The sequence below is a fragment of the Bacillus sp. ISL-77 genome (assembly GCF_018613105.1).
Map to the genome: position 1 here is coordinate 13,855 of NZ_JAGGQY010000020.1, position 12,365 is coordinate 26,219.

12 protein-coding genes and 1 pseudogene are annotated in these 12,365 nt (G+C 36.4%); 9 read left to right on the plus strand and 4 right to left on the minus strand.

Annotated elements, in window-relative coordinates:
- Positions 1-169 precede the first annotated feature (169 nt).
- From J7E77_RS07875 to J7E77_RS07890, 4 genes and pseudogenes are all read right to left on the minus strand, one after another.
- Positions 170-643, minus strand: a complete 474-nt coding sequence (locus tag J7E77_RS07875; protein ID WP_214713404.1) for a hypothetical protein — start codon at positions 641-643, stop codon at positions 170-172.
- Between the two features lie 277 nt (positions 644-920).
- Positions 921-1,676, minus strand: a complete 756-nt coding sequence (locus J7E77_RS07880) for an amidohydrolase family protein (RefSeq protein ID WP_214713433.1) — start codon at positions 1,674-1,676, stop codon at positions 921-923.
- A pseudogene (locus J7E77_RS07885) lies at positions 1,618-1,977 on the minus strand (amidohydrolase family protein); the annotation flags it as partial. The gene J7E77_RS07880 and the pseudogene J7E77_RS07885, both read right to left, overlap by 59 nt.
- Before the next feature lie 20 nt (positions 1,978-1,997).
- Entirely contained in the window at positions 1,998-2,405 is a 408-nt protein-coding gene (locus tag J7E77_RS07890; protein ID WP_214713405.1) for a hypothetical protein, read from the minus strand.
- A gap of 458 nt (positions 2,406-2,863) precedes the next feature.
- Here J7E77_RS07890 and J7E77_RS07895 point away from each other — a divergent pair, with 458 nt between their 5' ends.
- From J7E77_RS07895 to J7E77_RS07935, 9 genes are all read left to right on the plus strand, one after another.
- Complete coding sequence (locus J7E77_RS07895) at positions 2,864-3,604, plus strand: GntR family transcriptional regulator (RefSeq protein ID WP_214713406.1); 741 nt, start codon at positions 2,864-2,866, stop codon at positions 3,602-3,604.
- A 304-nt stretch (positions 3,605-3,908) separates the two neighbouring features.
- Entirely contained in the window at positions 3,909-4,628 is a 720-nt protein-coding gene (gene deoD, locus J7E77_RS07900) for a purine-nucleoside phosphorylase (protein ID WP_214713435.1), read from the plus strand.
- A 93-nt stretch (positions 4,629-4,721) separates the two neighbouring features.
- Positions 4,722-6,122, plus strand: a complete 1,401-nt coding sequence (locus J7E77_RS07905; protein WP_214713407.1) for an MFS transporter — start codon at positions 4,722-4,724, stop codon at positions 6,120-6,122.
- Between the two features lie 17 nt (positions 6,123-6,139).
- A complete protein-coding gene (locus J7E77_RS07910; protein WP_214713408.1) occupies positions 6,140-6,460 on the plus strand; it encodes a hypothetical protein in 321 nt (106 codons plus the stop codon).
- Between the two features lie 325 nt (positions 6,461-6,785).
- On the plus strand, positions 6,786-7,283 hold the full coding sequence (locus J7E77_RS07915; RefSeq protein ID WP_214713409.1) for a TRAP transporter small permease: 498 nt from the start codon (positions 6,786-6,788) through the stop codon (positions 7,281-7,283).
- 1 nt (position 7,284) lies between these two features.
- Positions 7,285-8,580 (plus strand): TRAP transporter large permease, encoded by a 1,296-nt coding sequence (locus tag J7E77_RS07920; protein WP_168244361.1) that lies wholly within the window; start codon positions 7,285-7,287, stop codon positions 8,578-8,580.
- A 54-nt stretch (positions 8,581-8,634) separates the two neighbouring features.
- Positions 8,635-9,660, plus strand: a complete 1,026-nt coding sequence (locus J7E77_RS07925) for a TRAP transporter substrate-binding protein (protein ID WP_214713410.1) — start codon at positions 8,635-8,637, stop codon at positions 9,658-9,660.
- Between the two features lie 99 nt (positions 9,661-9,759).
- On the plus strand, positions 9,760-11,598 hold the full coding sequence (locus tag J7E77_RS07930) for a sensor histidine kinase (RefSeq protein ID WP_214713411.1): 1,839 nt from the start codon (positions 9,760-9,762) through the stop codon (positions 11,596-11,598).
- Positions 11,595-12,362, plus strand: a complete 768-nt coding sequence (locus tag J7E77_RS07935) for a response regulator transcription factor (protein ID WP_214713412.1) — start codon at positions 11,595-11,597, stop codon at positions 12,360-12,362. The genes J7E77_RS07930 and J7E77_RS07935 overlap by 4 nt, the downstream gene beginning before the upstream one ends.
- Positions 12,363-12,365 lie beyond the last annotated feature (3 nt).

A 12,365-nucleotide genomic window follows, 5' to 3' on the forward strand; every position in this document is an offset into this window, starting at 1 on the left:
CCCCCGCCGAGTGTAAAATCAAATAAGATTCCAATCGTAAAACCCCATACTAAACTTACTAGTGCGGTATCACGAGGGAGTTTTTTAGGCAAAAGCCATATAGCCAAAAATGCTATTCCATTCATAACTAGTAAAGATATTTCGTTTATGTCAAAGGTATCCCATAATATCAAGAGTATTTCACCTCGTTATTTGTGAATCTTTGGAAAAATTTATGGAAGTAATAGGTAAGTCCATGGAGAACCAGAATATATAAAATATCATAACCCATGTTCCATCTGGAATAATTTGAAATATTAAAGTGCCTGGACAAAATGGATAATAATAGCCATGTAGCGATTGAACCTAGTACGACCATGGAAGACTTCATGATGTTTTTTGAGCTATAAAACAAATTTAATTGTGTCACTAAAATCATTGGAATAATGATACTTCGATACAGTATAAAAGCTGTATAGCTGATTGGCTCATTTGTTCTTTCAATAAATTTCAGTTCTTCATAAATGATCCACGTCCAATTAATATTAATAATAAGCATGACCAGATAGATAAATGTATTTTCCAGGAGAGGAAGCTTTCTCTCGATAACTGAAAATACCGCTAAAATGAGCCATGCTGCAAAGAAAAATACTGCAAATCCCAAATTTACCACCCTTATCTTATTTTTTTATTATTTGTTTTGATATAAAAAATATTCTATAACCAATGTAGTACATTAGTTTATTAAGTTTGATGGTAATAGGAAAGTAGTAAAATGTTAGTTTTGTAGAAATCGTTCCTCTAGGAGGATTAACCTGTGATATAGATATGTAAAATGTGTGCATCAAAAGGTATATCGGAGGCATAATGTGAATCGTTTAATTAGATTATAAAGGATTATTAATATAGTACAGGCATTTCTAGGAATAAGGTCGAAAGAATTAGCTGAAAACTGTAAAACATCGGAGAGAAATGGCTATTTTCTCTACTTCTGCTACTTGTTTATAGATTCCTTCCATATCCTTCAGATCTTTCTTGTAATCATAGGTCTTAAGCTTTTTGTTTTCTACAATCAATTTCCCATTGACTATCACATCGATTACATTTTGCGGTCCTGCTGCATACGCTAACGTTGCGTACGGATCAAAGGTTGGAAAGGTATTAGGCGCATGAGTGTCTACAATAATAATATCTGCATATTTCCCAACTTCTAGTGAGCCGATTTTTTTATCCAGCCCTAGAGCTTTTGCTCCACCAATTGTGGCAAGTTCGACAACCTTACTTGGCGGCATCACGCTTTGATCTTTGTTGACCAATTTGTGAATTCTTGCCGCATATCCGGCTGTTCCGAATACATCCATGGTGTTCGAGCTCATTGGCCCATCTGTACCCAACCCCATTTTAATCCCTGCTTTATCAATCTTAATAGCTGGTGCCACACCAGTTGCCCCTTTTGTATTCGCTATTGGATTATGGGCAATTGTGGCTCCTCTTTCTTTAATGATGTTAATGTCTTCATCATCAATATGGATGGCATGTGCAAGCATTGTATTTTCATCTAATATTCCTAAAGAATCCAAGTATTTTATGACGGAAGGATACTTCTGACCAAACTTGGTTGCTACTCTTTGTGCTTCATCAGCAAACTCTGCCGCATGAATCGCAAATGGTACCTGATATTTTTTGGCTAAATCTATTCGATGCCTTAATCATCTCAGGGCTAACTGTGTAGGGAGCATGGGCCACCACAGATGGGGTAATTAGTTCATGATTCTTATATTGTTTAATAAAGTCCTCTGCATATTTTAATCCGCCATAGGGTTCAGGAGCATCGACTGTTGGAAAACTAATAACCGTTTCTCCAAGAACTCCTCTAATGCCAATCTTTTCTGTCGCTTTTGCTACTTCATCTTCGTGGTAATACATATCTGCATATGTCGTAACTCCGCCCATTGCCATTTCTATGACGCCATGAATGGATGCTTTATAAATAAGGTCCCTTGAAAGTAATTTTCCTTCTAGTGGAAAAACACATCAAATAACCGATTGCCTACTCCTTCTTCACCAATACTTCTAAACGCAACCATTGGAACATGATTATGAGTATTAATCATTCCCGGCATCACAATATTACCATTGGCATTAATGACTTTAGAGGCTTTATATTGTTTTTCCAAATTTTCATCGCCAATTGCAATGATTTTCTTATCCTTTATTACAATTGTCCCTTTAACAAAGGCATCCTTTTTCGCATTCATCGTTAAGATGTGCCCATTCTTAATCACAATATCTGCCATTTGATTATTCCCTGGGATTCTCGCGGCTTCCACACTCATCGCTTTCGTATTAGGATGAAAGGCTCCTATTAAAATAGATGCTGTAACCAAAACGACCATCGACAATTTATAAAGTATTCTGAGTGTCATTTCTTTCCTCCTATAAATGTACCTTAATAACCTTCTGACTATAATAAATTACCAATCATCAACCAAAATAATTATTCTTTAATATGATTTAGAAAAATATTAATAATCCTTTTTATAAGAAGGGGATGAAATATTCCGTAATGGTATTCAAATCGTATGGTTTGTGGCCCATAATGTAAATGGCGGAACTATGGACGCCTATAGTTGGTTACAAGGAGAAGACTCAAGCTGAATAAAGTCAGAAACAAAGCTAATGTGAATTATATGAAACGGAGGATCGTATTAGGAAAAGAAAAGGAACGCACCTATTTTTCATTATTAAATTAGGACTATTTTATGAATTGTATTAATTTCAATAGCAAAGTACGCTACAATAGAGAAAACAAAAAGCAAAGTGAGATAAGCAACCCTAAAAGTAAGCTTACAAATATTATTGAAATAAATAGGTGTGTATTAATATGAACAATAAACTGAATGAGCCCACTAAAAATAAACAACCCTTATTCGTTACAGTCTATGACCGACTGTACAAACAGATTATGGATGGAACTTTTCCGCCTGATAGCCGACTGCCCACAGAACCAGAATTAGCAAAAGTATTTGGGGTTAGTAGAATGACATTAAGGCAAGCTTTGTCCCTTTTGCAAGAAGATGGACTGGTGAAGAACATCCATGGAAAAGGTAATTTTATTACGAAAGTTCATCATAATGAAAACAAAATTGGATTGGAGAAATTGGGGAATCCCTTATATATTTGCTTTCCGGAAAAAGTGGATGATGTCGAGCTTAGTTTAAGGATGGAATTAGTCACAGACTATGCAGTGCAGGTATTGAACCGTCCGCTGACTGCGGTTGTTGCAGTGGACCGCTGGTATAAGAGCGGCAATAAGGTAGCAGCCTATGCTTTTACCATAATGTCTATTGAAGCAGTTTCGGAGTTAGAGTTGGACTTACAGAATGAGAAACAATTATTAGAAATGTTAGATACAGAAGTATATGAACTAGCCAATTCCTCTACAATCGAAATAAAACGTTCTCATTCCATAAATACTCCATCCTTAAAATATCAAATTTTTGATGGAGGGGATTGTGATTTGATTTTAGAAAGCGTCTATATCAGCGATAAATATCCAGTTGTCTATAATAAATATTATATCCCAACAGAGTTTAGTCAAATAAGGATAAATACTAAGAAATAGTGTCAGCAGTAAATATCGAGTTTACAGATCCTACCTAGCTATTTCCTTGGGAAACAAAAAAAGGCGGTGTCATTTTTATAATGACACTGCTTTTTTTGTTACAAATTGTACATATTTTTATTAAAACAGGGTTGTGGGCAAATGTTTGGTGTGATATCCTTATTATTGTTAGAAATCATACAAGTTTTTATACAACTATACAACGTTGTAAGATTTGTGATGGATCTAAATGAAAACGCAAACAAACATACTACTTTCTTGTTTTCAGATACGAGAAGGAAAACTCAAATGGAGGAGAGATATGATGAGTACTATAGAACATAAGGAAACCCCACATATAAAACCTAATGGGGTAGAAATTGCTGAAACAATCCTTTTACCAGGAGATCCCTTAAGAGCAAAGTTTATTGCAGAAACCTATTTGGATGACGTTGTTCAGTTTAATTCAGTGCGCAATATGCTTGGTTTTTCCGGAACCTATAAAGGAAAGAAAGTCTCTACTATGGGAACTGGTATGGGCATGCCAAGTATGAGTCTCTACTCATGGGAATTAATAAATGTATTTGGTGTGAAAAATTTAATTCGTATTGGTACATGCGGTGCTATTCAGGACAATATGAATTTGTATGATATTGTAATGGCGATGGGTGCTTCTACAGATTCTCGTTATGTTCATCAATACAATCTGCCAGGAGAATTTTCTAATATTGCCTCGTTTACGTTATTAGAGAAGGCCAAAAAAGCAGCCGATGAAAAAAGACTACCTGTCCATGTTGGAAATGTCCTTAGTAGCGATATCTTTTATAATGCCGATGAAAGCGCAATAGAAAAGTGGCGGAAGATGGGAATTTTATGTGCTGAAATGGAGACAGCTGGTCTTTATATGAATGCAGCCTATGCTGGGGTAAACGCACTGACAATTTTAACAGTAAGTGATCATATTATTCGAGATGAACAAACGACACCAGAAGAAAGACAAAAAGCTTTTACCAATATGATGGAAATCGCCTTGGAACTAGCTTAATAAACGAAATCTTGATATATAACATGACAAATCTACTGGATATTTTCCTTCATTCATGTGACGATTTCCTGTAGCACAAAAGGAGAGAGAAAGATGGCGACAATAAGTGCAGATATAAGCGTGACTGATGCATCAGAGTATAATGTTAAAAAAGCGGTTCCTGTTATCTTACTATTATTTTTACTATGTTTGATTATAGATAATTCTTTTAAAATTATTTCTGTAGATATGGCGAAGGATTTCAATATCTCTGCAACAACAGTTAGCTGGCAAGCAACATTAGCGGGACTTGTAATTGGAATTGGAGCTGTTGTTTACGCAGCCTTGGCAGATTCCATTAGTATCAGAAAACTATTTAGCGTCGGAATTATTTTAATTTGTGTTGGTTCTGTAATGGGATATATTTTTCAACAATCGTTCATAATGGTCGTAGTATCACGAATTGTTCAAACTGCTGGCTTGGCATCTGCTGAAACATTATATGTTATATTTGTAACCAAACATCTTCCTGCAAGTGAACAAAAGAAGTTTTTAGGATTAAGTACTAGCAGCTTTGCCCTTTCACAAGTAATTGGTGCATTAACAGGCGGCTATATATCTACTTATTTCCATTGGACAACGCTATTTTTAGTTCCATTAGTCACCCTTTTCATTCTTCCTTTTATTCTAAAATATCTTCCTAAGGAAGAGGGGAAAGGCAATCATGTAGATGTGCTAGGATTATTTTTAGTTGGATCAATTGCTGCATTTCTTCTTTTATATATTACAGATTTCAATTGGATTTATCTTCTCTTATTTATTGGAGCCATTGCGCTCTTCCTAGTTTATATTAGCAAAAATACAAAAGCATTCATTGGTATTTCTTTCTTTCAAAATAAGCAGTTTCTTTCCCTGCTTGCAGTTGCTTTTGTTGTCTATTCTGTCCAATTAGCATATATTTTCTTGTTTCCATTTTTATTAGAATCGATTTATCATTTGAAACTAGATACTATTTCGCTATTATTAATTCCAGCATACGTCCTAGCAGCTATTGTTGGGGCCCTATCTGGAAAAGTAGCTAAAATTATGGGCACCAAGCAGTGTATTACGATTGCAATTATCGGAATCACAGCTAGTCTATTGTTAGGCGGATTCTTTGTAAAAAGTTCGGTAATAATATTTGTTTTATCAATTGTTGTATTCTCTAGCTCGTTTGCATTCATGTATGCACCGATGCTTGATAATTGTATTAGGACTATTTCAAAAGAAAATTCTGGAACAGCAATCGGTTTTTATAATTTGATCCTTAATGTCGCTGCTTCCATTGGAATTGCTTATACAGCAGCAATGATGGACAATTCTGCTATGAAAGTCAAACTACTGGGATACATCAACAATTCGAATGCATCCTTATATAGTAATGTCTTATTTGTATTGGCATTTTTGGCTTTTTTCAGTTTGTTTCTATACTGGGTTTTAGTGGGCAGAAAGATGAAAATGGCAGTAAGTAACTAGAAGACACAGTGCTGATCATGCCTTTATGGAGGTTTGTTTCTTGCCGTGGTTTTCTTGCCGAAGGGGAGACGGGGGTTCATCCAGTCTGGAAAGGCGCTGTAGAAACCGGTTCGGTATTAAACATGCCAATTAAAGAATTACTAAAGCTGAAAATGGACTTGGAGTCTTATATCAAAACAGTTTCGGATGAGGATATATCTAGCAGACTCCCAAAAATGCAAAAGATTAATTCTCCTGAGCTGAAGGAAGTCGCGAGTGCTCTAATAGAGAGAAAAAGGGCAGGTTATCAAGAGGGCGTAGTGAATCAACTCATTGACGATATAAAGAAGGATTATTAAAAAATGACCTTTTCCTGCTGGGAATGGGTCATTTTCTATTATCATTACACGAAACTATTTGAAATATGTCATCTTGGAACCACTTACTAGTATTGATCGAGCAAATTATTTTTACCAGTTGATGGAATACCCTTAACATGGTAAGTTTAATGCATATTTAATTCGTTTATTAAACTTACAAAAATACGTAAATAGATTCAAATAGAAAGGATTCAAAATTCCACCTAAAAAAATCACAAATTATCCTAAAAAAAGAACATTCTAAAACATTCATAAAATTCTTAAAATGAAAGACAGGAAAACGTTTTCAAATGGGGGGAATCAAATGAATGTAATCAAAAAAGTAGGCCTAGTCATCGATACCATTTTTGAAAAATTCACACTTCTATCGTTAATAGCCTTAATTTTTGTCGTCACCACTCAAGTTTTTACTAGGAAATTATTTAATTTTGTTTTCTTTTGGTCCGAAGAAGTTACTCTTTTGTTGCTAGCATGGTTTGCCTTTATGGCTATAGCGGTGGGTTTTCGAGAGTATATCCATTTAGGAATTGATTCTTTCACGAATCTATTTCCTAAAAGTTTTAATAAGGTTTTAGATAAAATCATCAGTGCTTCTATTTTTGCTTTCGGATTATACTTGGTGATCCAGGGCTGGGACTTTACGGTATTGATGATGGATTCAACCCTGCCGGCGACAAAATGGCCAAGTAGTATCACTTATGCGGTTATGCCTGTCACTGGTGTGATGATTTGTGTTTATTCGCTTTTGCAATTCTTTAACATTAACACGACTCGTCACAAAGAGATAGAGGAGGGTATGTAACTTGGACAGCAACACAATTGGGATCATTATCTTACTTTCAAGCTTTGTTATTTTAATCTTACTTCGTTTTCCCATTGCCCTTACGTTGATTGCCTCGTCATTACTGACGGTTATCTATCTAGGTATACCTCTTCCGGTAGTGGGCCAGCAAATGATTCAAGGGATGAATTCCTTTTCTTTACTTGCGATTCCGTTCTTTATTTTGACCGGACAAATTATGAGTGAGGGCGGCCTTGCGACTCGAATTGTGAATCTGGCAAGTTTAATGGTTGGTAGAATCCGCGGTGGGCTCGCCATGGTTAACAGTGTAGCTGCATTGTTCTTTGGAAATATCTCAGGTTCTGCCGTCGCCGACGTTTCTTCTGTTGGGTCTGTTATGATTCCGATGATGAAAAAGAAGGGATACGAAGCAGACTATGCAGTGGGAGTAACGATTGCATCGGCCATTCAAGGTGTGGTAGTTCCGCCGAGTCATAATCTTGTTTTATATTCCTTAGCAGCAGGTGGCGTTTCCATCGCCAGTTTATTTATGGCTGGTATTGTTCCTGGATTTATCATGTTAATTTCCTTAATGATCACGGGTTACATTATTGCTAGAAAACGAGGCTACCAAAAAGCGGACCCTGTTCCAAAGTCAGAAATTGGCGGGATCCTTCTACATGGACTTTTATCCTTAAGCCCAGCTGTCATTATTCTGGGCGGGATTATGAGTGGCTGGTTTACAGCAACGGAATCTGGGGCATTAGCTTGTTTGTATTCTTTTATTCTAGCGTTTGTTGTCTATAGGGAAGCAAAATTTTCTAATGTATGGAAAATATTAACCCGGACGATGAGAACTGTTTCGATGGTATTTTTCTTAATAGCAGCATCAGCTTCGTTTGGTTGGATATTAGCTTACCTGAAAATTCCTTCAATGGTAACGAACTTATTTTTAAGTATTTCTGATAACCCGATTATTATTCTATTGATTATTAATATTTTGTTGCTTCTCCTTGGAGCACCAATGGACATGGCACCAATGATTTTAATTATGACACCTATTCTCCTTCCAGTTGTAACCAGCTTTGGAATGGATCCGGTGCACTTCGGAATTGTCCTGATTTTAAATGCTGGGATTGGCCTATTAACGCCGCCGGTAGGAACTGTTTTGTTCGTCGGATGTGCGATAGGAAAGGTCTCGATACAACAAGGGACAAAAGCAATGATGCCATTTTTCTACGCTTTACTAGTTGTTCTGTTGGTTATTACCTATATTCCTGAGGTAGTCCTGTGGCTTCCTAATATGTTAGTCAAGTAACCGAAGGAAAGGTGAAAATAAAACAATAAAATTTTTTAAGGGAGGGTTACAAGAATGAAGAAAAAAAAGATTACAGGAATTCTTGCAGCAACGCTTTTAATGGGTAGCATCCTAGCTGCCTGTGGGAAAGAAGCAACGACGGGTACAAAAGATGGGGGTTCGAAAGCTGAGGAACCTAAATATACGTTCCGGTTGGCAGATAATCAGCCACCAGATTATCCAACTGTTGTTGGAGACAAAAAGTTTGCCGAATTGGTTGATGAAAGAACAAATGGCCGAATTAAAATTGAGGTATTTCCATCTGCCCAATTAGGGGATGAAAAATCCGTGTTGGAACAGGTTCAGCTTGGAGCCATTGAGTTCACAAGAATCAATTCCAGTCCGCTTGCCGAGTTCAATGATCAGTTCACTGCACTAGGACTCCCATATGTATTCGAAAGCGAAGAACACTTATGGAATTTTCTTAACGGTGAAATGGGTACAAAATTGTTAGATGGTTTAGAGCAGTCAAAAATGAAAGGGCTTGCTTATTATGATTCAGGGTCACGTAGTTTTTATTCTACTAAACCACTAAAAGGTGTAAAGGACTTAAAAGGGCAAAAAATCCGTGTGCAGCAGAGTAAAATCAATATTGATTTCATGGAAGCTCTTGGGGCAAGTGCGACGCCAATGCCATATGGCGAGGTATTCAGCGCCCTTCAAACAGGAATCATTGATGGTGCAGAAAATAACATCCCAAGCTTAGACTCTTCTAATCATTATCAAGAAGCGAAAAACTTTATTTTAGACCATCATCAACGGATCCCTGAAGTCCTGCTTATTAGTAAAGCAGCATGGGATAAGCTTTCAGAAAAAGACCAAAAAATTGTGAAACAAGCAGCACTTGATTCCGTTCAAGCTCAAAGAGAAGAATGGGATAAGTGGGAAGAGCGTTCTACTAAGAAACTTAAAGATGCAGGAGTTACCTTCACTGAGGTTGATGATATTACACCTTGGAAAGACGCTGTTAAATCCATGGTTGATAAATATTCAAAAGATTATAAAGAGGTAATGGATGCCATTGAAAAAGCACGTCCATAATCTATAGCTGGCAGTATGCCTAGTTGGTGAATATATCCATTTACCAGCTAGGTCTTTTCTGTTTAAAAAATCACTAATAGATTGGAATGAATAACAACAATGATGAAGTGGTGGAGAAAAATCGCAGAATTCCTTGAACGATACATCCTCTTAAAAAATCAATCACTGATGATAAAGCTCTGCATTTTCTCCAGTTTTCTGGTTATTTTTCCAGTCATTTCAGTTGGAGTTATTTCATACAATCGTTCATCGGTTGAACTTGAAAATGTACTTAGACAATCGAGCAGCCAAGTAATTGATCAAGTAGAGTCACATATCGAATATTATTTACAAGATTTTGAGATTACCAGCTTAAAAATTATCAACTCTCCTGAATTATCGAGCCTTTTGAAATTGAAAATGTCAGAAAATAGAGATAAATTTATTGAACCAACTCGTAACACCCTTAAAGAAGCAGAATACTCAAGAGCAGATATAACTAATATCACTATACTACTTAATAACAATCAGGTAATTGATACTCTTGGAAATAGAAATTTCTATCCTGCTACGAAAATGAAAGAAGAATATTGGTATTCGTCTGTCCCACTTAATGGGATGAGTATGTTAGTTATGAGAAAGTTAAAATTAGAAAATAAGGAACAGCCTGTCATTTCACTCGTAAGGAGACTATATAACCCCCAGACGCTCTTACCTGTAGGCATGCTTATTATTGATATCAATTTCAGAAGAATTGAAGAAATCTCTAACAAGGTAACTATCAGTAAAAATGGCTATTTTTCCATTCTAGATGCGAACGGGCATTATATTTACCATCCTGACTACTCAAAACTCGGGAAAAAGGTTGAATTTAAACAACTTTCAAACCTGAAAACAGAAGGAAGCAGCACGGAAATTTTAGAAAATGAACGGAGAGATTTTGTTACCTATACTTTTTCTCGGAACCTCGGCTGGAGGTTTCTATCGGCAGTCCCATACCGAGATTTGACGGGGGGAATCGTTCAAATTGAAAAAGCCATATTCTTAACCATTCTTGTCTCTTTGATCATTGCCTATTTGATCGGGTTCGGATTCGCCACAAGCATTATTCGGCCCATCCGTCGTCTGCAACATTTTATGAAGGAAGTTGAAATTGGAAAATTAGATGGCAGAGTTCGAGTGGATACAAATGATGAAATCGGACAATTGACTGCTGGTTTTAATAATACCGTTGAGAAACTATCCAACTTACTTGAAGAAGTATACGTCTCTAAGTTAAAGGAAGCAGAAATGTCACTTAAACAAAAAGAAGTCGAATTAAAAATGCTGCAATCACAAATGAATCCCCACTTTTTATACAATTCTCTTGAAACCATTAGGGGTATGGCATTGGAAGAAAATCAGGAAAATATTGCAACCATGTCTTTCTCACTTGGAAAACTACTTCGGTATAATCTTAATAATCATTCATCTACCGTGAGTTTTAGAGAAGAAATGAATTTTTGTGAAATGTATCTGCAGATTCAAAAGGTTCGCTTTGAGGACCGTTTTGAGTACATGTTTGATATTCCTCAATGGGTAATGGAGCTGAAAGTGGTAAAATTTTCACTTCAGCCATTGGTTGAGAATTGCTTTGTTCATGGTTATGGTCCTAATACTAGAAAATTAAAAATTGTGATATCAGCTTTCCGTCATTCTGAGTCTTCCGTTGTTATTCGCATTTCCGATACTGGTGAAGGAATAAAGGATCATATTTTAGAAGAAATCAAGAAAAGAATGGACTTAAAAACGGCCACTAGTGATGGGAAAAATATAGGAATCGTAAATGTTCATCAAAGAATTCATTATTTGTTTGGACCCGAGTATGGAATAACCATTCAAAGTGAACAGGGCTCAGGGACTGAGGTATTGATCCATTTACCCATACTAGATCATCATGTGGAGGAGGAGAGAGAATGAAGAAAAATATCTTGTTGGTTGATGATGAGAGATGGGTTCGAACAGCTCTTAAGTGGACGATAAACAAGTTGAAGCTTCCTTTGCAAGTGGTCCACGAATGTGAAAACGGGTTAGAAGCACTCGACTGGATTAAGCATAATGATGCAGACCTAGTGTTAACGGATATTCGAATGCCTATAATGGACGGGCTTTCGTTAGTAAAAGAATTGAGTCATTTAAAGAAGAAACAGGATGTCATTGTGATCAGTGTTCATGACGAGTTTCAATTTGTTCAACAAGCGATTCGAACCGGTGTAACCGATTACCTTCTAAAACCAGTAGAGGAAACCGAGTTAAAAGATTGTCTTGAAAAGTGGCTGGAAATGAAATCAAAAGAAGAGACAAAAAGGAATACTCCAAAAAATGAGGATGAAAATCTTCCTTCCTCAACGATTGAAAAGGTTTTGCAGTATTTAGAAAAAACAGCATTAGACCAAATTACACTGAAAGATGCGGCAGAGTCTGTCCATATGAATCCTAGTTATCTTAGTCAATTATTCAAACAACAGCTGAACAAGAAGTTTGTCGATTATATTACCGAGCTGCGAATTGAGGAAAGCAAACGTTTGTTACTGAATACAACCTTACGATTATCTGAGATTGCTGAGAGAGTGGGATACTCGGATTTAGCCTATTTTAGTAACAACTTTAAGAGGCTTACAGGCTTTTCACCATCAGAGTTTCGAAAATCAGCGCTTGAAAAGGTACCGGAAAAAACTCCATAAAGG

What these genes read in the sequence shown, in the direction of transcription:
- J7E77_RS07890 (WP_214713405.1), bottom strand. Translation starts at nt 2,405, where the DNA reads ATGACACTCAGAATACTTTATAAATTGTCGATGGTCGTTTTGGTTACA.
- J7E77_RS07895 (WP_214713406.1), top strand. Translation starts at nt 2,864, where the DNA reads ATGAACAATAAACTGAATGAGCCCACTAAAAATAAACAACCCTTATTC.
- deoD (WP_214713435.1), top strand. Translation starts at nt 3,909, where the DNA reads ATGAGTACTATAGAACATAAGGAAACCCCACATATAAAACCTAATGGG.
- J7E77_RS07905 (WP_214713407.1), top strand. Translation starts at nt 4,722, where the DNA reads ATGGCGACAATAAGTGCAGATATAAGCGTGACTGATGCATCAGAGTAT.
- J7E77_RS07910 (WP_214713408.1), top strand. Translation starts at nt 6,140, where the DNA reads ATGCCTTTATGGAGGTTTGTTTCTTGCCGTGGTTTTCTTGCCGAAGGG.
- J7E77_RS07915 (WP_214713409.1), top strand. Translation starts at nt 6,786, where the DNA reads ATGAATGTAATCAAAAAAGTAGGCCTAGTCATCGATACCATTTTTGAA.
- J7E77_RS07925 (WP_214713410.1), top strand. Translation starts at nt 8,635, where the DNA reads ATGAAGAAAAAAAAGATTACAGGAATTCTTGCAGCAACGCTTTTAATG.
- J7E77_RS07930 (WP_214713411.1), top strand. Translation starts at nt 9,760, where the DNA reads ATGATGAAGTGGTGGAGAAAAATCGCAGAATTCCTTGAACGATACATC.
- J7E77_RS07935 (WP_214713412.1), top strand. Translation starts at nt 11,595, where the DNA reads ATGAAGAAAAATATCTTGTTGGTTGATGATGAGAGATGGGTTCGAACA.